Raw genomic sequence first — 21,694 nt, 5'->3', positions numbered from 1 at the left:
GAAATATCCAAAATTTGTAGATTAATTATAATTTCTAAATTTCTATTTTTATATTAACTATTTATTGATAGAATAATTGAAAGGAATATTGGAAAGGAGAAAATTATGCGTGGAACTATTTCTTCTGATCGTCGTGTTTATCACTTCGAGTCCCCCTTCTTTCTGCAGGGAGAAAATGGCTTAACGATTAGTCAGCTGCGAGCGCTCTTCATCAAAAATCTATTAAATAATCCGCGAGCAAAATACGTCACTGAGAACTATGCCCTTGAAAAGGATCATCGTCGAATCAGCATTTGGCGGAAAGATGGCAAAACTCTTTCTGAAGAAGAGTTGCTAAAAATCGATACCATCGTGCCTCAAATCTTTGAAACACATTAATAATGACTTTAAAATAATAGACTATTAAAAAGCATATGCGTGAAGTGTATCCTCATGCATGTGCTTTTTTGATCAACAAAAAAGCTCGACTCCTCAAAATGAAGATAATCGAGCATTACCAATTAATTTTCCTTTTTCAAAAGCGTCAAAAACTGTTCGCCATAGTTATCAAGTTTGCTCTTCCCTACCCCTTTAATCTGCAAGAATTCTAAGGAAGTTTGAGGCTGTTTTTCCGCCAATTCTGTTAGCGTTTTGTCTGAGAAAATAACGTATGGCGGTAGATTTTTTTCTTGTGCCAGTTGTGAACGCAGGCTTCGTAATTTTTCAAAAAGTTCATCATCCGCCACTAATTGCTTCACTGGTGCCTGCTTACGATAGACTTCTTTTTTGCCTAGCAGCACTGAGATTCCTTGTTCAGACACAGAGAGCAATGGGTATTGCCCTTTTGATGGGACCAGATACTGTTCTGCAGTGAGGTAATCGATCAAATTAGCTACTTCCTTTTGAGAATGCTCCTTCATCAATCCATATGTGGGCAACTCGTGAAACTTCCACTGATTTATTTTTTGATCATTTGATCCAGTCAAAACTTTGGCAACTAGCGCTTTGCCGAATTTCTCACCCATTCGCTTCACACAGGACAACACCTTCTGCGCTTCGATGGTAATATCGACCTGCTCCCGCTCATCCAGACAATTACTACATCTGCCACAATCCGGCTGATCTTCTCCAAAATACTTTAAAATATAACGCTGCAAACACAGCTGCGTGTGTGCATACTGATTCATCTCGCGTAGCTTAGTATATTCATTTTGCTGATACGTAATTTCCGATTGAGATTGCTCAATAAAGTAATGCTGAATTTGAATATCTTGAGGCGCATACAGTAAGACAGCCTCACTGGGTAAGCCATCCCTTCCGGCACGACCAGCCTCTTGATAATAAGACTCCAAATTACCAGGGATTTGTGCATGAATAACGAATCGTACATTGCTTTTATTTATTCCCATGCCAAAAGCATTTGTCGCGATCATTACTTCGATCCGATCAAATAGAAAATCTTCCTGATTCTTCAATCGCTCATCTGGAGTCAAGCCACCATGATACTTTCCTACAGCGAATTCTTGATGCTTCAATAAATGATATAAGCGATCAACTTCCTTACGAGTAGAAGCATAAATGATCCCAGATTGTCCTTTGTTCAATTTTAAATACTCTAGCAAATAGAGATCCTTTTGTTCCTTTACGACTTGAAAGGCCAGATTTTCACGAGCAAAACCTGTTTTCACTTCATTCTCTTTTGCAATATGCAGCAAACTAGAAATGTCCTCTGCTACCTGAGGTGTCGCCGTGGCAGTCAAAGCAATGATTGTTGGCTGCTGGTCAAAATTTTCAATCGTTTCTGCCAACTTTAAGTAGCTCGGCCGAAAGTCGTGTCCCCACTGTGAAATACAATGAGCTTCATCCACCGCTAACAGCTCAATGGGAACGTAACGTAATAACTCACGAAAGTCCGCTGATTCCAAACGTTCAGGCGCAACGTATAATAATTTGATCTCACCACGAGCCGCTTGCCGCAAGCGATCATTCATTTCTGAATTGGATAACGTACTATTGATAAAAGCCGCTGGAATTCCTATCTCATTCAAACTGTCTACCTGATCCTTCATCAAGGAAATCAAGGGAGAAATGACGAGCGTCAACCCTTCCAAAACCAATGCCGGCAGCTGATAGCAAATAGACTTCCCGCCACCAGTCGGCATGATGCCCAATACATTTTCCTTTTGCAGAACTTTTTGAATAATTTCTTTCTGGCCGCTTCTAAATTGCGTATAGCCAAATTTTTCTGCTAATAGTTCCTTCATTCGATCCATGCTGATATCCTCTCTCTAACTGTTGGTTCTACTTAAAAAATAATATGTACTGAAAAATGAGGCGACGGAGAGTCTCTTCCGCCGCCTCAAAAAATATGCACTATCGAATGTGAAAAATCTTTTTATTTCTTCTTCGGTTCATCCTCATCCATTTTCAGAACGGCCATGAAGGCTTCCTGAGGGACTTCGACTGAGCCGATTTGTTTCATTCGTTTTTTACCTTCTTTTTGTTTCTCTAGCAATTTACGCTTACGGGAAACATCCCCACCGTAACATTTCGCCAATACGTTTTTACGTAAAGCCTTGATATCAGTACGAGCAACAATTTTTGTTCCGATTGTCGCTTGGATAGGCACTTCGAATTGTTGACGCGGAATCAACGTTTTTAACTTATCAACGATTGCACGTCCGCGTTCTTGAGCAAATTCACGGTGAACGATAAAACTTAAAGCATCGACTTTTTCAGCGTTTAACAGAATATCCATTTTCACTAAGCGGCTCTCGCGGTAGTCCGCCATTTCGTAATCCAATGAAGCATACCCTTTAGTGCTTGATTTTAATTTATCAAAGAAATCAAAAACGATTTCTGACAATGGAATATTGTAGACTACGTTTACCCGATAATCATCTAAGTAATCCATCGTGATAAACTCTCCACGTTTACGCTGTGAAAGCTCCATTACCGCACCCACGTAGTCATTTGGAACCATGATATTTGCCTTAACAAAAGGTTCTTCCACGTTTTGAATTTTAGATGGATCAGGAAAATCAGACGGATTATCTACCACTAATTGTGTGCCATCTGTTAGGTTTACGTGATAAATAACTGATGGAGCAGTTGTGATCAATTCCAAATTGAATTCACGTTCCAAACGCTCCTGCACAACATCCATGTGCAACAAACCTAAGAAACCGCAACGGAAGCCGAATCCTAAAGCTTGAGAAGTCTCTGGTTCAAACTGCAACGCCGCATCATTTAATTGTAATTTTTCCAGTGCTTCCCGTAAATCATTGTAGCGAGACGTATCGATTGGGTACAATCCGCAGAATACCATCGGGTTCATTTTGCGATAACCATCAAGGGCTTTTTCCGCTGGATTATTGGCAAGGGTAACCGTATCCCCGACACGAGTATCTTGAACAGATTTGATGCTGGCGGTAATATAGCCAACATCCCCCACCATTAAGTAATCACGCTGGACTGCTTTTGGTGAGAAAACACCTACTTCGGTTACATCGAAGGTTTTTCCGTTACTCATCAATTGAATTTTATCACCCGGTCGAACAATACCGTCAGTGATCCGAACATTCAAAACGACACCACGGTAGCTGTCGTAGACCGAGTCAAAAATCAAGGCTTTAAGTGGTGCTTCTAAATCACCGCTTGGTGCAGGGACATTTGTTACGATTTGTTCTAAAATTTCGCTGATACCAATTCCCGTTTTCGCGCTGGCTAAAACAGCGTCTTCGGCATCAATCCCAATTACGTCCTCGATTTCTTTGCGCACGCGTTCTGGGTCAGCGGCTGGAAGGTCGATTTTGTTGATAACAGGCAAAATCTCCAGATCATTATCTAAAGCTAAATAAACATTTGCTAGTGTTTGTGCTTCGATTCCTTGCGCTGCATCAACAACTAAAACGGCTCCTTCACAGGCAGCTAAGCTTCGCGATACTTCATAAGTAAAATCGACGTGTCCTGGTGTGTCGATCAAATGGAAAATATAGGTTTGTCCATCATTAGCTGTATAATGCAACTCAACAGCATTTAACTTAATCGTAATTCCCCGCTCACGTTCAAGATCCATTGAGTCTAACAACTGCTCTTGCATTTCACGGGAACTTACAGTATTGGTTTGTTCTAAGATTCGGTCAGCCAGCGTAGATTTGCCGTGATCGATATGAGCAATGATCGAAAAGTTTCGAATCATTTCTTGGCGTTTCTTCATTTCTTCTATATTCATCAAAGTTCCTCATTTCTTTTAATCAGCACTGTCAATTATACCAACGTTTCTAGTAGAAAAAAAGTCTTTTCCCCTATTTCTCAAAGTCGGTAAGAGAAAAATAATCTTGCTTTTGCTATACTTAGAATGTAATCCAAAATCAGCATTCAATTCTACTTCATGCTTTAGCATGTTAGTAGAATGACATACGTGGTGAACATCAGATTTATTTTTCCTCAGAAAAATAATTACATTAATAGGAACTAGGAGATGAAAGAATGGATAGTGACTTTAAGAAAAACTTAGTCTTGAAGCCAGTGGGTGAAGAACATTTAGCGCAGTACGATGAATTACTCAGCTATGTTTTTCAAGTAACCGAAAGTGATATTGAAAACAGCGGCTATGAAAATAAACGGGAAATGGTTCGAGCGAAGAAGCCTGTATTGGAACAATCAAAGGTTTTTGGCTGGTTCCACGAGGAAAACTTGATTTCTCAGATCGCTATTTATCCCTGTGAAGTTAATATTCACGGAAAATTGTTTCAAATGGGTGGCGTGACTGGGGTCGGGACGTATCCTGAATATGCCAATCATGGATTGATGAAGGATTTGATCGAAAAAGCCTTGATCCAAATGCGGGAAGACCGCCAATGGATCTCCTATTTGTATCCATACAATATTCCCTATTATCGTCGCAAGGGCTGGGAAATTATGTCGGACAAACTCAGCTTCAAAATCAAGGATACTCAATTACCGAAACAAGTTGATCTGCCAGGCATCGTTGAACGCAAGGAAGTCGATGATCCAGATGTTTACCAGGTGTACCACGAGTTTGCTTTAAACAACCACGGGGCTATGATTCGCAAGGAGCTTAACTGGGAAGAATATTGGCGTTTCGAAAATGAGGAAGAACGGATCGCTGCGATTTATTATGATGCGGATAAAAAACCGACAGGGGTACTTTTTTACTGGATCTCAGATGAAGTTTTCCATATTAAAGAAATGTTTTATTTGAATCAAGAAGCACGAAACGGTCTGTGGAATTTTATCAGCGCTCACTTCTCCATGGTCTACTGGGTAAAGGGAGATATTTTTAAAAATGAACCGCTCTCCTTCCTGCTCGATGATAGCGAAATAACAGAAACGATTGCACCTTTCTTCATGGCGCGAATTGTCGATGTGAAGGAATTCTTGTTGGAATATCCTTTCGAAAAACCAGTAGAGCCCTTCTATTTTGTCGTCGATGATCCGATTGCGGAATGGAACAATGGGGTATTCGCTCTTAGCTGGGATAAGAACGGCAAATTGCATCTTTCAAATGAACCGAAAGGCAAGCGAGTTCGTTTGAACATTCAAACATTAACTTGCATGCTGATGAATTACCGTCGTGCTGCTTACCTTGCACGGATCGAACGGCTGGATGCCGACAAAAAGGCGATTGAATTATTAGAATCAACAATACCAGATATGGAGGCTTATTTTAGTGACTACTTCTAAACATATTTATTTTGCTGCACCTTTATTTGCGCAAAGTGACCTATTTTATAATCAATATTTAGTTAAAAAAATCCGAGAGCTTGATGACAACCTGACCATTTATTTGCCACAAGAAAACGAAGGAATCAATGACAAATCGGCTTATGCGGACAGCAAAATGATCGCTCTAGCTGATACTGATGAAGTATTAAAAAGTGATCTGATGGTGGCGTTATTAGATGGCTTAACAATTGATGCGGGTGTCGCTTCAGAAATTGGTGTCGCTTATACAAAAGGAATTCCTGTGATTGCTTTATATACGGATTCTCGGCAACAAGGCGCGGACAATCAGCAAAAAATTGACGCGCTAAGAACGCCAGCAGAGAATCAATTTCATTATTTAAATCTCTATACAGTGGGCTTGATTAAATTAAACGGTACAATCGTTAGCAACGAAGAGGCTCTATTAGAAGCCATCAAATCTTATTTAGAAGGTAGTGATTTCCGTGACTTATAAAAAATATCGGCTGGCTTTATTAATATTCGGTACCCTTTGTCTTATTTATAATATTTTTGAATTTGTTATTGGTAAATACTCCACGAAACAAGGAGTCATTTTTGTAATTGAATGTTTAGCAGGGATTGCACTGATCTTTTTACCTGAAATAATAGAAAAGCTTTTTAAAATTGTTTTACCTGAGAAAATCATTTATTTCTATTGGTTCTTTTTAGTGATCTCGGTCTTTCTAGGAACATCGCTGCACATGATTTCCATCATTTCTTTCTGGGATAAAATTTTGCATACGGTTAGTCCAATGGTCTTAACCGCGATGGGCTATGGACTGCTTGGTTTCTTTATGAAGGATGCGGACATCAGTAAAACTTCCCCTTGGTTGTTCTTGCTGTTTGGTTTTGCCTTTGCCGGTGTTTGTGGTGTCTTCTGGGAGTTTTGGGAATTTCTCTGCGATACTGTTGCGGATATGAATCTTCAGCGGTATGCAACTTCTGCAGGCGAACTATTGGTTGGCCGAGCTGCTTTGATGGATACGATGGGGGATCTTTTAACCAATACGATTGGTGCGGTTCTCATGGGTATCTATGCGAGGATTCAAAGTCGCGGCAAGGCGGCTTATTTTGAAGAATATCGCTTAAAGAAAATTAGTAAATAAAAAGGTTCAAAACCGAGCACTATCGGTTTTGAACCTTTTCTACTTTTCATCTGGATGAACGTTCTCTTTCATCGTATAGGAATCTAGCACTATTTTGATAATTCCAGTTCGTTTGAGCATGCTCTCTGGAATCTCGTCGAAAGCTGCTCCCTTTGCGGCATGATCCATTAAAACATGCAAGGCTTTTCTTTTCTCTTCCAAATCCTCCACTATTTCTGCTTTACCAAAGCCTATCAAGCTTTGATAAGCATAGGAATAGGTCGCTGCATTCATGGTTCCTTCCACAAGCCTATGATTCCCATCAAGCTCAACAGCTACTCTGGGGTCATTCTTAATCATCGACACCTTTTTCCCTTCAGTAGCACCATGAACAAAAAGTGTTAGTTGATCGTCCTCCCACTCATAACCATAGTTAACCGGTACAACATATGGATAGTCCTCTCCGTTCAACGCAATTCGCACAACCTGCGCTTCTTCTACTAAATTTTGGATTGAAGTCCTATCGGTTACTTGTCTTTTTTTTCTGCGCATAATCAGCCCTCCACCTTTTCCATTTCTTTAGTCTAATCATAATAGATTAGAAAATAAAAAGAAATCTTTTTTTTAGTTAAAAAAACTGAAAATTGATAGACTGGGGTTTGTCTTTTTTAGTAGGAAAAACCTTTTCTAATCAACGATTTTCCTCTTTTTTTGTGTGATTTTTTGTACTAAAATAGCTACTGTAATTATTTGAAAATTTGCTGAAAATGAAAGGCGTGTCGATTTTGATTGAAACTGTCGTGTTTGATATCGATGATACTATTTACGATCAACAAGAACCATTTCGCAAGGCGGTCCAAAAATTATTTCCTTTAGTAAGTGATGAGGATATGCTTCCCCTTTACACTCGTTTCCGTGTACACAGTGACGCAAACTTTAACAAGGTCATCACACAAGAATGGTCACTGGAATATATGCGGTCTCATCGAATTAGCCAATCCCTGAAAGATTTGGATTATCCTCATATTACAGAGGAGGAAGCACTTATGTTCCAAGAAGTCTATGAAGCTGAACTTGACGCGATTACCATGCATCAAGAAGTGGAAAAAACTCTCGATTATTTGAAAAATAAAAAAGTCCCCATCAGCATCATTACGAATGGCCCAACGGATCATCAATACAAAAAGATTTTACAGCTAGGACTATTAAATTGGGTAAACGAAGACAATATCATCATTTCTCAAGCGACGGGTTACGAAAAACCTGACGTGGAAATATTTGAGTTAGGGAAAAAACAATTTGACTTAAACCCTGAATGCTCTTTATATGTGGGGGATAATTTTAATAACGATGTCATTGGATCAAAGCGTGCGGGTTGGCAATCTCTTTGGCTAAACCATCGCAACCGCCAATTACCAAAGGGAACATCGCAAATTCACGATATTGAATTAACTTCTTTCGATCAATTGTTACCAACATTCCAACACATTTTTGCATAGAAAAAGGCACGGATGATTTCCGTGCCTTCATTTAACTTAAGTAAAGCGATTGACTACCCATTCTTTGATAAGTTTTTTCAAAGTCCTGTCGGTCAACGATTCGATTTTTATAACCATAAGGATCATTCACGTACACGTGATCTTCATCTACTCCGGTAACAACAACCGCATGACATAAAGGGGAAACACGCACCTCACCGCTAGTCGTCTGCCATGTCATAAAATCACTGGCTGTTGGTACCTCAAAGTCAACTGTTGTGACTACCCAAACAGGAGTGCCCGCTTGAATAAGGTTTACTAATTCAGAAAAAGACGTGTCACTGCTAGCAACAACTTCCTGATTCGTTCCAACGATTTCCTCTGCTACTTGAGCAATTGGTTCCACTGCTACACCCATTGCGTCGTAGCCTTCATAGATATTTCCCACAAACCCTTCGTGAGGATTGCCTCGAATGTCTTCTGCTTCATTTTCATAGACAGGGACATAGTTCAACAAGCCTGCCAGTTCGTTCTTATCCGTACCGTAATCGTAAAAATTCAACAACATAGATAATGCTGTGATTTCACAGCCATTTTCCAAAGGAATACTGCCTGTATTTTGGTTTTCTAAAGGAACGTCGATCAATGATTTGGTCGTACTTTGATTATCAGCAAGTAAAATTTCTGATGGCGCTGTCTTTTGTACGTCGCTACTGTCTGCTTGTGATTGCTTATCCTGATAAAAGAAGAACAAGCATCCAGACAGAAGAATACATAGAAGGCATATCCATTTAAATAAGCGTTTGATCTTACTCACCTCACTCTTTTATTTCTCTTGAAGTAAGTATCTCGAAACGAGCTTAAATGAAACTAAAAAAAGTTGTCAAAAACCATTCCTAGTTTTTGACAACTTTTTTATTGATGATCTTCATCGTATTCCATCTTACGGTATTTTTCCATCTTTTTACTGAACAATACACCGTTTGAAGGTGGCGTGTAAGTGATAGCATTGGCCCCCGCTTCAATCGTTGCTTCGATCGTTTCCTCATCTGGACCACCAGTCGCAATAATTGGCAGTTCTGGATAAGTTTTTCTGAAATGCTTAACAGCTTCTACAGTACCTTTACCAGCGCTGATATTAATAATCTCCACCCCAGCAGCAAGCTTTTCTTCAATTTTAGAATACTTTGAAGTGACCGTAGCGATTACCGGAACATCCACAACGTCATAAATTGCTTGAATCGTTTCCACCGGTGTCGGTCCATTGACTACCACACCTAAGCTTCCTTGTGATTCCGCAAACATTCCCATGTAGGCGGAGCGTGCTCCATGAGTCAGTCCACCCGCAACACCAGAAAACACTGGGATATCCGCTGCTTCAATAATACTTTTCGTTATTGCTGGATGCGGCGTAAAAGGATAAACAGCAATTACTGCATCCGCATCCGTGTTTCGAATAATCGCGATATCTGTCGTAAAAATGATCGAACGAATCAATTTGCCAAAGATACTGATCCCTGACGCATTTTTAATTACTTTCGGTACACGAACGATATCTTGACGTAATTCAGTCATAATTTCAGGTACATATTTATCTGCCATTCAAACTCATCTCCCAATCAACTTCATAAGTTAATTTTACTATGAATGATCGTACTGCTCCAAGTTATATGTTTCGATGACACTGATAATCTTACTCGCATAATCTGGATCGGTCGCATAGCCGGCAGATTGAAGCGCCTGAGCGGCTTGGCGATAATCCGTAGCCGTCAGTACACCGGCATAAAGTTTGGGATCCCAATTCGTTCCGTTAACAAAAAGCATCGTATGATCATCTAAGGATTCATTCCAAGAATTATACACCTTGAATTCTCCTTGAATGGTGATCCATTGCTCATTCACATATTCTTTTGTTTCTAAACTGACTTTTGGTTGATTCCCTGATGCTTTGATCCCAAAAAGATTTTTATATTGACTGGCAAGCTGAGATTGCCCCCAATTGGACTCTAGAATGGCTTGACCTAAAATAATACTAGGCAAAACACCATATCCCTGCTGCAGCTCTTTCGCATGTGGGACCAACTGATCAATGAAATCCTGACGGGACAAAGTTTCTTCCTGTTGCTCTTTCTCAACCCCAAAATCAGATAATGTATGTAAAGAAAAAACGAAAGCTAACCCAATAACTAAGATTCCCGCAAAAATTAGCGGGATCGAAGTTTTGGTCTTTCGTTTTTTGTAGGTTTTTTTAGGCATAGTAGCTCCTTACTTGGCTGACAACTGTTTCAAAAACTCTTCCAAAGTTAGGTCGTGCTTAGTGATATACTCTGCATTTTCCTTACCAACATAGCGAATATGCCAAGGTTCATAAGTAATGCCGGTAATATCTTGCCGATCCTTTGGATAACGAATGATAAAACCATATTTTGGTGCATTTTCAGCGATCCATTTAGCTCCTGGCTGATCCCCATAGGAAGCATCCAGTACCTGTGTTTGATAGGTATTGTACCAATCTTGATCAACGATATCGACAGCCAGTCCTGTATGATGCTCACTATAGCCAGGTTCTGTGATGGTTTCCTTAGTTTTAGCAATTGCCTCTTCTTCGGTCATTCCATTTCCACTCACTAAGCCATTCACATTCGTATCAAATACTTCTTTTTGAGATTCTACCGATCGGAAAGCAGAGATAATGACTAAGGGAAAACCAGCTTTCGTTGCAGCTTCGGAAAAGTCTTCGTAATCTGCGGCGATCCGACTGTCGACTTGATGACTATTATCTGACAGTGTAGCTAACTGACTTTCAGCGACTTCATTTTCAATTTTGTTTTTAGGACCTACCAAGACAAGATTCCAGTCCTTTGCATTCGAATCAGGCAATGCTTTTTGCACAGCATTTTTCTTTTTTGACGATGTCGTCTTTTTTTCGAATGAGTAAGTCGTGGCTGTCGCTTTTTTCGCATCCGTTTCTGCAGGTGCACTATAAAAAAGCGAATAGGCGGTCATTCCAAACATAATAATGACTGAAAGTAGTCCTACTGTTTTTTTCAATGTAAAAATCCTCTCGTTAATCGTCCAATGACGTATAGGTTTCCGTTAAGTTCTCATTGACCCAATCCAGCAGTGCGGTTTTCTTATGTGCACTGGCAATTTGATTTTGAATATGAGCGGGTAAACGAAAGCTTAGTATATCACTATAACCCCAATTATCATAATCAATCGTTACGCGCAAGTCGATAAAATCATGGTTCTCTTCTTCATTTTTATTTTTAAACGGAATCATCTCCACTTGGGCTAATCCGCTGGCAATCCATTTCTGTGCAACGATCGTTTTCATTTCACGATATTCTGCAACTGCAGTTGGACGTTTTTCGGGGAACAAAAAGGTTTGTCGAATGACCTTTTGACTTAACATCCATTCGTAATCACTAAAAAGATTTTTAATCTTTTGATTCGCCTCGGGAGATAGATTATTCTGTCCCGCTTTCCATTGCTGCCATTGAACCTCATTGACGCCTAAATAATCCTGATAAAAATCTTGTTCGCTATGAAATTGTTCAAAAATTGCACTCATCACTAAATCCAAATAAATTTGATTCACGAAAAATCCCTCCTCTCTTATTCTACTGAATTTTTAGAAAAAATACAGTCCTTTGGCAAATGGATTGAAATATTTTAATATTTACTGCTATACTTTGAACAAAGCTTGACGCTTGTTTCGATTTTTTTTAATTTTCAATAAAACCGAAATTAAAAGCTCAAAGCTCAAACGAATACTAGGAGGAGCATTATGACTGACTTACAATGGGGAATCATTGGACTTGGCGGCATCGCTCATGATTTCGCTGAAAACTTTAACCAAACGACCAGTAAATTAACTGCCTGTGCCTCACGTACTTTAGAAAAAGCCGAAGAATTTGCGAAACAATACGATTTGCCTAAAGCTTATGGCAGCTACGAAGAATTGTTAGCAGATGATGATATTTCTATTATATATATCGCGGTACCAAATCGCCAACATTATCAACACATTATACAAGCTCTGAAAGCGAAGAAGCATGTCCTTTGTGAGAAAGCGATCACCATGAATTTACAGGAATTACAAGAAGCCATCGAATTGGCTGAACAACAGCACGTGATCTTAGCAGAAGCGATGACCATCTTTAACATGCCCTTATATCAAGAGCTTCACGCATTGATGGATAGTGGACGATTAGGGAAACTAAAAATGATCCAAGCCCCCTTTGGCAGCTACAAAGAACCAGACCCCACCAATCGTTTCTTCAATCCCGATTTGGCTGGCGGCGCGTTGCTGGATATCGGCACCTACGCTGTATCCTTTGCTCGCTGGTTCTTATCAGAACAACCAGAGGTGATCGCTTCAACGATGATTCCCTTTTCAACAGGAGTGGACGAACAATCCGTGACGATCCTGCAAAACCAAAAAAATGAGTTAGCGACAATTAGCCTGACCTTCCAAGCGAAAATGCCTAAAAAAGGGATTGTTGCTTTTGAAAATGCCTATTTAACCGTGGATGAATATCCACGAGCTGATAAGGCAGAGCTCGTTTTTAATGACGGAACAAAAGAATTGATTGAATCTGGCTTTACAGGAAATGCCATGAACTACGAAATTGAAAACATGGTAAACATGATCAACGGTGATCTTCCGAATAAATCCCTCTTCTTTACGAAGGATGTTATCGATATTTTGGATCAGATGCAGCAAAAGTGGCAGCAAAAATAATTTTCTTCCAACAAAAGGTATTGCTTAGACGATGCCTTTTGTTTTTTTGTCAAACTTCCGCTAAACTATTCTATATAAAGAGAAGAAAGAGGGATAAAACGTGCAAATTGGTCGCTTTCGTTTAGGTATGCGAACGATAAAAACTGCTTTAGCGGTTATGCTGTGTATTCTTTTGTTCCATGTGACCGACCGCGGATCACCATTGATCGCTGCTTTGGCCGCGGTTTTCTCCTTGCGACAGGATTTGACTACAAGCATTTCCTTCGGTCGTTCGCGGGTACTAGGAAATTCGCTCGGCGGTTTATTGGCATTGATTTTTTATTATGTCCAAGCTTTTTTTAAAAATGATTTTTATGTTGAATTATTTTTACTCCCCCTGCTGGTGATTTTAGTCATCGTAATCTCGGATGGGCTCAATAATAATTCAGGAATTATTTCTGCGATCGCTACGATGCTTCTGATTGCTTTGAGTATTCCTCAAGGAGAATCGTTTATCTATGCGTTGAATCGTGTATTAGATACTTTTATTGGAACGATCATTGGGATCTCTCTAAACGGAGCGATCACACCTCAAACAGATGAAAAGGAAAAACAAATCAAAGAAGACCTCGTGGAGCTGCGAAAGAAAGAAGCCGATTTAAATAAGATGCTCTATGACGTTCGCAAACAAATAAAAGATCAGTCTCAACAAAAATGAGACTGATCTTTTATTATACTAGTCATTTGCCTTCAATGCTTCGATCATATCGATTTTCTTTAATCGGAAGTACATGATTACGCCTACCACTAATGTGAAAAATAGTGTAATCAAACTCGCGTAAATGTAACTCAACGGTTGAATGTCCGGCGAAAACATCGTCATGTCCAATTCAACTGTCTGCAAAATATAGCCATGTTCGATTTTTCCCAGCAATGAGCCAAAAACAATCCCCATGAACGTCAGCAAAATATTTTCACGATAAACGTACCGAACAACTTCATTATCGTAAAATCCCAAGACCTTGATCGTCGATAATTCACGAATACGCTCTGAAACATTGATATTCGTCAAATTATAGAGAACGATAAATGCCAATAACCCGGCTGATACAATCAATACCCACATGATGATATTTAGACTTTTCACTGTATCCTTCAGCGTATCACGAGATTTGGACATGAAGCTTACATTGGCGATTTCTGAACGCTCCATTAACTTCTTCGCCATCTGGTCTTCTTCCTGTTGACCAGGATTTTTAGTAAACAATAAAAGATCCGTATTATATACCGGCTTCTTGGCAAAAACTTTTTCATAATACGTTGGTGTCATATAAATAAAGTGTCCCACATAGTTTTCGGCTATCGCAGCTACTTTCACCGTATATTCTTTTCCCGCAATAGATTGAATCGTTAATGTATTCCCCTTTTTTATCTCAAACAGTTTGGCAAGCTTCTCATTAATAATGACTCCATTGTCTGTAAGGGCGTCGTTCTTTCCCGTTTTTCGTTCCCTAAAAGACACAAAATTTGAAAGCTGCTGCTTTTCTTTAGGGACGGATAGACTGATTTCTTGTTTTGAGACACCCTCTTTTTGCGCAGTAAACGTTTCTAATGAAACAAATAGATGATCTTGAAAATCAGAGAAAGTTTCTAGCTGTTTGACATAACTCTGTTCTTCTGATGCTGAAGGTTCCTCTTTAAAGACCGTGGTCCCTTGATAATGCCACAGCTTGTCAAATTGCAGTGTAACAATATCGCCGATTGAATCCCGTAAACCAAATCCCGTAATAATCATCGACATACAGCCAGCAATTCCTATTACGGTCATGAGCATTCGCTGCTTATAACGAAATAAATTACGTAAAGTAACCTTTTGACTAAAGGAGAGTCGACGCCAAATGAATGTTACACGCTCTAAAAAGATTCTTTTCCCCTTTTTAGGCGCTTTGGGCTGCATTAAAATTGCAGGAGTGGCCTTCAAATCATATCGTAAAACGATCCATGCCGATCCTACTGAACAAGCTAAAGCGACGGCAAAAGCAATCAATGTATACTCTAAGTACCAGGGGGTTACTACATTTTCCAAATTGTACAGCTGCCCATAGGCATTAAAGATAATTTTCGGCAATACATAAAAACCGATCCCCAGTCCTAACAGTGTACCCAATCCTCCAGCCAACAAAGCATAAAGCAGATATTTTTCTGCGATTTCTCCGTTTCGGTACCCTAACGCCTTAAATGTCCCCAATTCATTTCGCTTTTCCTCTACCATTCTAGTCATTGTCGTCAGTGTGACCAAAGCAGCAATTAAAAAGAAGATCCAAGGAAATACCGAAGCTAACGATGAAATGCGCTGGGCATTGTCTTCATATTCGCTATATCCCGGATTATCAGAACGAGCAAATAGATGGTACTCAGGTGCAGGCAAGGAGTCGATTCTTTGCTGTTGTTTCTCCAGCGAGTCCAACTGCTTTGGCAGCTCAGGATTTATTCTGGTCAATCCCAAGACTTGTTCCGGTGATAGCTCCTCTATGTTTATGCCTGTTTGTGCTTGAAAGTTTTCCTTTTCTTGATCTAACAGCTTTTGCTGCTGGTTCTTTCTCTCCTTCAAACTAGATGTGGCAATTGGTTTCAGCTGCTCTTTTAATCTCTTTTGTTCTGATTTGAATCGCTTCTCATACTGCTTTGAGTAAGCCGATTGATTTTTTAGATCCGTAAAGGCGACTAGCGCTTCTGAGAATACTGGTTGAGTAAAGTTTTCTGGCAAAATAAAGGCAAAACAATCGATCGACCCTTTTCCGACTGTTGTGTTTCCACGTGAGATATTCTCAATAAACTCTGGACTTTTAACAAAACCCACGACAGTATATTCCTGTCGTTTAAAGGCGTTAGATGGATCATCTGCAGCAAAATTGAATGTCTTATTAAGCTCGTAGCCTTTTTCTTTCGCAAAATCATCTAATACAATTTCATCTGCTTTTCTAGGTAAACGGCCTTCTGTCACAACTAAACGATTCAACGTTTGCTTAGAGTCATAGCTAAAAATTCGAAAAACCTGGTTTTCTTGGCTGAGATTAATATCTTGAAAATAACGCCCCTCTATGGTCGTGCCTTTTATTCCTTGTAATAAATTAATATCCTTATCTGTCAATCCCATTGAAGAGACGATACGTGTATCGGCCAAGTTCTGCTTTTTATAATAGTTAGCGGCTGTCTTCAGCATGTCTGGTCCTGTAGCACGCAGTCCAACATAAAAAGCGACACCTAAGAAAATAATCCCTAAAATTGAAAAAAAACGCGTTTTAGATTGTCCAATCTCACGCCAATTGGAACGTCGTATCGCTTTCCTCATGATCATCACCTCTTACCACTGAATATCTTCAATCGACTGAGGCTGTTCATTCAGTTCTTCACTTCGAACCCTAGCGTCATTGATTCGAATCACTCGATCAGCCATTGGTGCGATTGCCGAATTATGTGTGATGATTACGACCGTTGTACCGTTTTCACGTGCAGTATCCTGCAAAATTTTCAAAATTTGCTTCCCAGTTTCAAAATCCAATGCGCCGGTTGGTTCATCACATAAAAGCAGTTTTGGTCTTTTGGCTAGTGCTCGAGCAATTGTAACCCGTTGTTGTTCCCCGCCAGATAATTGGGCAGGAAAGTTATCCATCCGTTCTCCCAAGCCCACAGATTGTAGCACAGCTTCAGGCTCCATCGCGTCGGCTACGATTTGAGAAGCTAGTTCAACGTTTTCTTTTGCTGTTAAATTGGGAACCAAATTATAAAATTGAAAAACAAAACCAACATCATTTCGGCGGTAAGTGGTTAATTCCTTATCACTGAAAGCCGCAATATTTGTGCCATCTACCACCACTTTTCCCTCATCACAGCTATCCATGCCGCCTAAAATATTTAACACCGTAGACTTCCCTGCACCACTTGGTCCGAGAATCACCGCTACTTCGCCTTTTTCAATTGAAAAATTGATTTTCTCATTTGCTTTAATAACTGTTTCGCCCATTTTATAATGTTTGCTCTCATCAATTACATCTATATAAGCCATTCTATCTCCCCTTACTGACAAAGCTGATTGAAAAACTTTTTTCTTTTTAGTTTAACATAGCGAGAAAAAAAGCCAACGATAGATATCGTCAGCCTCTTAAATTTTTTAGTGATTGAAAATGACAGTTTTTGAATAGATAATAGAGAAAAGGAGGCGTCAACATGAAGGAATGTATCGAATGCTATTCAGCGAATAATCGTGCAACACCGATACTCGGAAAAAGAGAATGCTTAGAAAAACATGAACAGTATATTTGTGGTACTTGCGGCAGGTGTATTTGTCTACAAAAGGACCCGAAGCGTCAATTACGCAGAATAGATTTTCCATTTAAAAGTCTAGCGATTGCAAAATTGTATTTACGAGCGGCTGATTATCTGCAGCAAGCTCCTTGTGGAATTTACGAAGTGATCAGTGAATCCAAACGAAAATCCTATAAAATCTTTTTAGATGATGAGAGCTACACCACCTATTTAGCCAACCATAAGAAAAAATATACCGAGAATAAGCAGGCGCTCTATCGCCAAACTCACTTTAAAGCATTTGCCGGTACTGAAATAAGAAGACTGACCCAACAAGAAATCGATAGGTATTTAACGGAAGAATAATTCTTTTTTGTAAGCTGTCCTTGAAAAATCCTAATATCTTGATTGACTAAGAAGCTAGATTTATTTATCATTCTTCTTCGGCTAGAGGAAAAGCAGCATTTAGCTGTTTTAAATCCGCATAATCTACGTCTCTAAGCTCATAGCCGGTGTGAAAAAGTCTCTGTCCTTCAACTGAGACACATGGAATCAAACGATCTTCGAAAGTCCCTTGTGAGAACCACTCTGAGGCTAATTCAAAGAAACCACCCTCTGGATTTGCTTGCTTCATTGTTCCCGATTTGCTGATAATAAATGGGTGAATATCAATATAGCCATGGTTTGGATGATAAAGCTCTGCACGCACTGGTCGTTGATCCATTATTTGTTCATATCCTAAATCAATCAACTTTTGCACTAGCAGCTCCTCTTGGTCAGCATCAAAATCAACATCTATGTCTCTATGGGGCCTTGTTTGTTTACCAATAAGTACATCAATGCCCCATCCCCCTTCGATCCAGTAACGAATACCCATCTCGTTTAACAAATCAACAATCATAAGAAAACTGTCTTTGTCTGCGATAGAAAGCTCTTCTTTATCCGATGCCATTTTTTCCCTCCTACTTTTTTCTCAAGCAACTTTAACATGCTGAATAGAATGCTGCCATTAAAGCTTGATTTTCCGGTGTAGATGCATTGAAAAATTCTGGATGCCATTGCACCCCGTTAACAAATGCTGCCTCTTTTAACGAAATTCCTTCAATCACCCCATCTGTCGAAACGGCGGTGACTTCAAGGCCTTCGCCTAAATCTTTGATTGCTTGATGATGATAGCTGTTTACGCCCAACCTTGACCGTTGCCAGATGCGATGAAGCATCCCGCCCTCAATTAGAGATACTTTGTGTTGCTCCCTCGCATAAGGAACAACCATCTGATGATTAACAACTGTCGGATGGTCATTCGTCAAGTCCTGATAAAGCGTCCCTCCGAATAAAACATTTAACAACTGAGCGCCTCGACAAATTGCTAAAATTGGCTTCTTTTTAGCTATGGCTTCTTTCATAAGGAAACACTCCATTTCATCACGACGAAAAGATTGTTCTCCACAGACAGCTTGTTTTTTCTCTCCATAAAGACTTGGGTCTATATCCTGCCCACCTGTAAAAAGAAAGCCGTCGCAGATAGTAAAAAAAGAAGCTAAAATTTCTTTATCTGTTGTCAGCGGTAAAATCAACGGAATGCCACCATTTTTTTCGACTAGTTCCAAATAACCTGGCAGCATCCAAATACTTTTTCTTTCATTATCATATAAAGGCATTACACCAATCGTTGGTCTCATAGGCTCCTCCTGCTAAGTTCTTCTCTCTAAACAATAACTTTTGATGAAAATTTTACCAGATTAACAATGAAAGAACAAAAAAACTCGGCCAAAATGACCGAGTAAAGTGACCAAGTTTATATGAATGAATTAAGCGTGATAGCGTTCAACACCATCAAGGTACGTAGCGACTAAGTCCATAGTAGGTTCTAATACGATGAAGTCAGCTGCGCGTCCTTCAGCGATCATCCCGCATTTATCGTCAATCTTACAGCTAACTGCTGGAACATAACTTGCCATCATAATCGCTTGTTCCGGTGTTGCAATGTCCCAATCAACCACATTTTTAATCGCTTCTTTAAGTTTTAAAATACTTCCCGCTAAATTACCAGATTCAAGACGAGCAGTACCTTCTTTTACGACTACTGGAAATTCCCCTAGATTGTAGTTGCCATCAGGCATTCCGCCTGCCATCATACAATCAGTAATCAAGGCAACATGATCATGACCAGCTTTTTCCATTAATACTTCAGCCGCTTGAGGATGCACATGATGGCCATCACAAATCAACTCTGAAAAGACATGTTGCAAGGTTAGTAAAGCCCCAACCATACCAGGTTCGCGATGGTTTAGACCACGCATCCCGTTGTAGGCATGGACAAAGACACTGGCTCCTGCTTCTACGGCTTCTTGTGCTTCTTCTAAAGTAGCGTTTGAATGGCCAAGAGATACGACAACACCTTCATCAGTCACTGTTTTAACGAATTCTCTAACACCTTTGCGTTCAGGTGCTAGTGCAATTTTCTTGATCAACCCGCCTGACGCTTCTTGCCATTCATGGAATGTGTCCAAATCTGGATCACCGAAGTAGCTAGGGTTTTGTGCTCCCTTATGTTCTTCGGTAAAGAATGGACCTTCAAAGTAAATCCCTTGAATCTTCGCACCATCAACCTCTTGGTATACTTTACCAATGGTTTCTGCGACATCTTTTAGTCGTTCTTTTGAAGAAGTTAAGGTAGTTGGTAAGAAGCTGGTTACACCACATGATAGCAGCCCTTCAGACATTACTTTAATTCCTTCGGCATCATTATCCATTACATCATGATTTTTATATCCGTGAATGTGTGTATCCACTAACCCAGGAGCAATCCATTTTCCCGTTTGGTCAATAATTTCTGCTCCTTCAGGTTTTTCTTTCGTATATGTTCCAAAAATGCCATCAGTGACATCTAAATAACCTGCGCCTTTAACACCAGAGTTTAAAAAGAATTTGTCAGCATAAATAAATGTTTTCATTGTGAGCTCTCCCTTTTTGTCTTAGTACCTTAAAGTTACTCCTGAATGGCCAATAAGTCAAGAATGGTGTAGACCATTCTATAAATCTTTTAGCTTTTCGATGGCTCTCAGCATCTTTCTATAATTAATCACTGTGTGAAACTCATCTCGGGCCTCTAGCATCAAAATTTTTAATTCTAAGAGTTCTCTCAACTTGTAATAGCTACATTGCTGCCGATTCCACTTCAACCCCATATCAACGACTTTTTCAGCAAGGTCCAAGCGTTCGTGTTTCACTAAGAAAGTGCCATAGTTCACAAAAAGATTACTGAGCTCACTACGTTCAGAATAATCAGCCATCATCGTCTGGAATAACTCAAAGCTTTGATTGTAATAATTTTGCGCTTCGTTTACTCTGCCTAAAACAGAATTCATTTTACCAGCAAAACTCAAGAGTAAGATTCGACTATCAAAATAACCGTCATATTTTTTTGAGACGCAAATCGAAAGTCCTTGTATAATCTGTTCTAAAGCCGCTTCTGGTTCTTTATCAATAAAATACGCACAGACGCCTTTAAAAAAGCATGCTAGCTGTCTATCTTTATCTAAATGAGTAATTTGACGTTCATCCAAATACTCTAGTGTCGTTCGAATTTCTAAATATTTTCCGGTTCGCAAATACATAAACATTTTGTTAAAATACTTGCGCAGAAATAATTCTTCCGGTAAGAAATCTAGCATCAATTGATCAATCGTGATTCCTAGTCGATGACATAATTGTTGAATCACAAAAATATTCGGAATCTCTTCATTGTTTTCAATTCGACTCAAAACACTTTGGGAACAAATTCCTTCAGAAAGATCTTTTTGTGTCATGCCATGTTCTTTTCTGAACTCTTTTAAGACTTGACCAATCGCTTCCATTACTGTTTCCTCCAAAATATGCATATTCACATTTTAATAAGTTTATTTTATCTGATGACGAATTGACAAGCAACTCTTGCGATCGAAAAGCACCAAAGGTTTCTTCTAAAACGAACAGATGTAAACGGATTTTTTAAAATTAACATTAAAAAAAGGATGTACCATCATTGGTACACCCAAGTGCGGCGAATGGGACTCGAACCCACACGAGATTGCTCTCACATGATCCTTAGTCATGCTTGTCTGCCAATTCCAACACCACCGCAGAATTCCTTTTTATGATAGCGATACAAAATGAAAAAGTCAATACCTATACAATCGTTGTGTCGTAAACGTAAGTAATATTTCCCTTCAATCCCGCAATCCCTCTAAAAAATTTTTTATCCTCTTGCTTGATCCACGCTTCACGAAATAAGAAAAATTCATCACGTGTTACCTCGATTTTGTCAATCTCTCCAGCTCTTAATTGGCGAATTTTTTCCTCGAATGGGTTCATGTTTCTTGTTCTCT

General features: G+C 39.5%; 23 protein-coding genes and 1 tRNA gene. 8 read left to right on the top strand and 16 right to left on the bottom strand.

What is annotated here, in order from left to right:
* Window positions 1–105 precede the first annotated feature (105 nt).
* Window positions 106–378 (top strand): hypothetical protein, encoded by a 273-nt coding sequence (locus tag J9537_RS06950; protein WP_010744694.1) that lies wholly within the window; start codon window positions 106–108, stop codon window positions 376–378.
* Window positions 379–500: 122 nt separating this feature from the next.
* Here J9537_RS06950 and recQ read toward each other — a convergent pair whose 3' ends face one another.
* Together recQ and lepA are read right to left on the bottom strand one after the other, a co-directional pair.
* The gene (recQ, locus tag J9537_RS06945; protein ID WP_218257218.1) at window positions 501–2,252 is read right to left on the bottom strand and encodes a DNA helicase RecQ; all 1,752 of its coding nucleotides are present in this window, start codon (window positions 2,250–2,252) and stop codon (window positions 501–503) included.
* Between the two features lie 122 nt (window positions 2,253–2,374).
* Window positions 2,375–4,213 carry a translation elongation factor 4 gene (lepA, locus tag J9537_RS06940; RefSeq protein WP_010744692.1) on the bottom strand — a complete coding sequence of 613 codons (1,839 nt, stop codon included), beginning with the start codon at window positions 4,211–4,213 and terminating at the stop codon, window positions 2,375–2,377.
* A gap of 257 nt (window positions 4,214–4,470) precedes the next feature.
* On the opposite strand from lepA, the gene J9537_RS06935 reads away from it, so the two are divergent.
* From J9537_RS06935 to J9537_RS06925, 3 genes are read left to right on the top strand one after another with little or no spacing between them, the layout of a single operon-like run.
* Window positions 4,471–5,688 carry a GNAT family N-acetyltransferase gene (locus J9537_RS06935; protein ID WP_218257217.1) on the top strand — a complete coding sequence of 406 codons (1,218 nt, stop codon included), beginning with the start codon at window positions 4,471–4,473 and terminating at the stop codon, window positions 5,686–5,688.
* Window positions 5,675–6,184, top strand: coding sequence for a nucleoside 2-deoxyribosyltransferase (locus J9537_RS06930; RefSeq protein WP_218257216.1), 510 nt, complete (start codon window positions 5,675–5,677; stop codon window positions 6,182–6,184). Before J9537_RS06935 ends, J9537_RS06930 begins: the two co-directional genes overlap by 14 nt.
* Window positions 6,174–6,836, top strand: coding sequence for a DUF2238 domain-containing protein (locus J9537_RS06925; protein WP_218257215.1), 663 nt, complete (start codon window positions 6,174–6,176; stop codon window positions 6,834–6,836). Before J9537_RS06930 ends, J9537_RS06925 begins: the two co-directional genes overlap by 11 nt.
* A 39-nt stretch (window positions 6,837–6,875) precedes the next feature.
* Here the strand turns inward: J9537_RS06925 and J9537_RS06920 are convergent, their stop codons facing one another.
* Complete coding sequence (locus tag J9537_RS06920; protein WP_218257214.1) at window positions 6,876–7,367, bottom strand: pyridoxamine 5'-phosphate oxidase family protein; 492 nt, start codon at window positions 7,365–7,367, stop codon at window positions 6,876–6,878.
* A gap of 215 nt (window positions 7,368–7,582) precedes the next feature.
* On the opposite strand from J9537_RS06920, the gene J9537_RS06915 reads away from it, so the two are divergent.
* Window positions 7,583–8,314, top strand: coding sequence for an HAD family hydrolase (locus J9537_RS06915; protein ID WP_218257344.1), 732 nt, complete (start codon window positions 7,583–7,585; stop codon window positions 8,312–8,314).
* Between the two features lie 31 nt (window positions 8,315–8,345).
* On the opposite strand, the gene J9537_RS06910 is transcribed toward J9537_RS06915, so the two are convergent.
* From J9537_RS06910 to J9537_RS06890, 5 genes are all read right to left on the bottom strand, one after another.
* Complete coding sequence (locus tag J9537_RS06910) at window positions 8,346–9,110, bottom strand: C39 family peptidase (protein WP_245001303.1); 765 nt, start codon at window positions 9,108–9,110, stop codon at window positions 8,346–8,348.
* Between the two features lie 98 nt (window positions 9,111–9,208).
* Window positions 9,209–9,895: a beta/alpha barrel domain-containing protein gene (locus tag J9537_RS06905; RefSeq protein ID WP_218257213.1), complete on the bottom strand. Its 687-nt coding sequence runs from the start codon at window positions 9,893–9,895 to the stop codon at window positions 9,209–9,211.
* 39 nt (window positions 9,896–9,934) lie between these two features.
* Window positions 9,935–10,549, bottom strand: coding sequence for a glycoside hydrolase family 73 protein (locus J9537_RS06900; RefSeq protein WP_218257212.1), 615 nt, complete (start codon window positions 10,547–10,549; stop codon window positions 9,935–9,937).
* A 9-nt stretch (window positions 10,550–10,558) separates the two neighbouring features.
* Window positions 10,559–11,344, bottom strand: coding sequence for a M15 family metallopeptidase (locus J9537_RS06895; protein WP_010744683.1), 786 nt, complete (start codon window positions 11,342–11,344; stop codon window positions 10,559–10,561).
* Window positions 11,345–11,360: 16 nt separating this feature from the next.
* Window positions 11,361–11,894, bottom strand: a complete 534-nt coding sequence (locus tag J9537_RS06890) for a hypothetical protein (protein ID WP_218257211.1) — start codon at window positions 11,892–11,894, stop codon at window positions 11,361–11,363.
* A gap of 189 nt (window positions 11,895–12,083) precedes the next feature.
* Here J9537_RS06890 and J9537_RS06885 point away from each other — a divergent pair, with 189 nt between their 5' ends.
* Both J9537_RS06885 and J9537_RS06880 read left to right on the top strand, forming a co-directional pair.
* Window positions 12,084–13,040, top strand: a complete 957-nt coding sequence (locus tag J9537_RS06885; RefSeq protein WP_218257210.1) for a Gfo/Idh/MocA family protein — start codon at window positions 12,084–12,086, stop codon at window positions 13,038–13,040.
* 100 nt (window positions 13,041–13,140) lie between these two features.
* Window positions 13,141–13,737: an FUSC family protein gene (locus J9537_RS06880; protein WP_218257209.1), complete on the top strand. Its 597-nt coding sequence runs from the start codon at window positions 13,141–13,143 to the stop codon at window positions 13,735–13,737.
* A gap of 18 nt (window positions 13,738–13,755) precedes the next feature.
* Here the strand turns inward: J9537_RS06880 and J9537_RS06875 are convergent, their stop codons facing one another.
* Both J9537_RS06875 and J9537_RS06870 read right to left on the bottom strand, forming a co-directional pair.
* The gene (locus J9537_RS06875; RefSeq protein ID WP_218257208.1) at window positions 13,756–16,371 is read right to left on the bottom strand and encodes an ABC transporter permease; all 2,616 of its coding nucleotides are present in this window, start codon (window positions 16,369–16,371) and stop codon (window positions 13,756–13,758) included.
* Between the two features lie 12 nt (window positions 16,372–16,383).
* The gene (locus J9537_RS06870) at window positions 16,384–17,085 is read right to left on the bottom strand and encodes an ABC transporter ATP-binding protein (RefSeq protein WP_218257207.1); all 702 of its coding nucleotides are present in this window, start codon (window positions 17,083–17,085) and stop codon (window positions 16,384–16,386) included.
* 161 nt (window positions 17,086–17,246) lie between these two features.
* Between J9537_RS06870 and J9537_RS06865 the strand changes: the two genes are divergently transcribed.
* Window positions 17,247–17,690, top strand: coding sequence for a hypothetical protein (locus J9537_RS06865; protein ID WP_218257206.1), 444 nt, complete (start codon window positions 17,247–17,249; stop codon window positions 17,688–17,690).
* 67 nt (window positions 17,691–17,757) lie between these two features.
* On the opposite strand, the gene J9537_RS06860 is transcribed toward J9537_RS06865, so the two are convergent.
* The 6 genes from J9537_RS06860 to J9537_RS06835 form a co-directional block, all read right to left on the bottom strand.
* On the bottom strand, window positions 17,758–18,276 hold the full coding sequence (locus J9537_RS06860; RefSeq protein ID WP_218257205.1) for a nucleotidyltransferase domain-containing protein: 519 nt from the start codon (window positions 18,274–18,276) through the stop codon (window positions 17,758–17,760).
* A 31-nt stretch (window positions 18,277–18,307) separates the two neighbouring features.
* Entirely contained in the window at window positions 18,308–19,006 is a 699-nt protein-coding gene (locus J9537_RS06855; RefSeq protein WP_218257204.1) for a gamma-glutamyl-gamma-aminobutyrate hydrolase family protein, read from the bottom strand.
* A gap of 129 nt (window positions 19,007–19,135) precedes the next feature.
* Window positions 19,136–20,281, bottom strand: coding sequence for an N-acetylglucosamine-6-phosphate deacetylase (gene nagA, locus J9537_RS06850; RefSeq protein WP_218257203.1), 1,146 nt, complete (start codon window positions 20,279–20,281; stop codon window positions 19,136–19,138).
* A 78-nt stretch (window positions 20,282–20,359) separates the two neighbouring features.
* Window positions 20,360–21,184: a helix-turn-helix domain-containing protein gene (locus J9537_RS06845; RefSeq protein ID WP_010744673.1), complete on the bottom strand. Its 825-nt coding sequence runs from the start codon at window positions 21,182–21,184 to the stop codon at window positions 20,360–20,362.
* Window positions 21,185–21,365: 181 nt separating this feature from the next.
* Window positions 21,366–21,449: transfer RNA gene (locus tag J9537_RS06840), tRNA-Leu, on the bottom strand.
* Window positions 21,450–21,494: 45 nt separating this feature from the next.
* Window positions 21,495–21,680, bottom strand: a complete 186-nt coding sequence (locus J9537_RS06835) for a hypothetical protein (RefSeq protein ID WP_010744672.1) — start codon at window positions 21,678–21,680, stop codon at window positions 21,495–21,497.
* Between the last annotated feature and the right edge of the window lie 14 nt (window positions 21,681–21,694).

This window comes from Enterococcus raffinosus (assembly GCF_019175485.1).
Taxonomy (GTDB): Bacteria; Bacillota; Bacilli; order Lactobacillales; family Enterococcaceae; genus Enterococcus_A; species Enterococcus_A raffinosus.
The sequence above is the reverse complement of the archived record's forward strand: the minus strand, read 5'-3'. Positions and strand labels throughout refer to the sequence as shown.

Excerpts from the sequence above, each read along its gene's own strand:
- J9537_RS06950 (WP_010744694.1), top strand. The coding sequence starts at position 106 with ATGCGTGGAACTATTTCTTCTGATCGTCGTGTTTATCACTTCGAGTCC.
- recQ (WP_218257218.1), bottom strand. The coding sequence starts at position 2,252 with ATGGATCGAATGAAGGAACTATTAGCAGAAAAATTTGGCTATACGCAA.
- lepA (WP_010744692.1), bottom strand. The coding sequence starts at position 4,213 with ATGAATATAGAAGAAATGAAGAAACGCCAAGAAATGATTCGAAACTTT.
- J9537_RS06935 (WP_218257217.1), top strand. The coding sequence starts at position 4,471 with ATGGATAGTGACTTTAAGAAAAACTTAGTCTTGAAGCCAGTGGGTGAA.
- J9537_RS06920 (WP_218257214.1), bottom strand. The coding sequence starts at position 7,367 with ATGCGCAGAAAAAAAAGACAAGTAACCGATAGGACTTCAATCCAAAAT.
- J9537_RS06915 (WP_218257344.1), top strand. The coding sequence starts at position 7,583 with ATGAAAGGCGTGTCGATTTTGATTGAAACTGTCGTGTTTGATATCGAT.
- J9537_RS06905 (WP_218257213.1), bottom strand. The coding sequence starts at position 9,895 with ATGGCAGATAAATATGTACCTGAAATTATGACTGAATTACGTCAAGAT.
- J9537_RS06900 (WP_218257212.1), bottom strand. The coding sequence starts at position 10,549 with ATGCCTAAAAAAACCTACAAAAAACGAAAGACCAAAACTTCGATCCCG.
- J9537_RS06885 (WP_218257210.1), top strand. The coding sequence starts at position 12,084 with ATGACTGACTTACAATGGGGAATCATTGGACTTGGCGGCATCGCTCAT.
- J9537_RS06875 (WP_218257208.1), bottom strand. The coding sequence starts at position 16,371 with ATGAGGAAAGCGATACGACGTTCCAATTGGCGTGAGATTGGACAATCT.
- J9537_RS06870 (WP_218257207.1), bottom strand. The coding sequence starts at position 17,085 with ATGGCTTATATAGATGTAATTGATGAGAGCAAACATTATAAAATGGGC.
- J9537_RS06865 (WP_218257206.1), top strand. The coding sequence starts at position 17,247 with ATGAAGGAATGTATCGAATGCTATTCAGCGAATAATCGTGCAACACCG.
- J9537_RS06860 (WP_218257205.1), bottom strand. The coding sequence starts at position 18,276 with ATGGCATCGGATAAAGAAGAGCTTTCTATCGCAGACAAAGACAGTTTT.
- J9537_RS06855 (WP_218257204.1), bottom strand. The coding sequence starts at position 19,006 with ATGAGACCAACGATTGGTGTAATGCCTTTATATGATAATGAAAGAAAA.
- nagA (WP_218257203.1), bottom strand. The coding sequence starts at position 20,281 with ATGAAAACATTTATTTATGCTGACAAATTCTTTTTAAACTCTGGTGTT.
- J9537_RS06845 (WP_010744673.1), bottom strand. The coding sequence starts at position 21,184 with ATGGAAGCGATTGGTCAAGTCTTAAAAGAGTTCAGAAAAGAACATGGC.
- J9537_RS06835 (WP_010744672.1), bottom strand. The coding sequence starts at position 21,680 with ATGAACCCATTCGAGGAAAAAATTCGCCAATTAAGAGCTGGAGAGATT.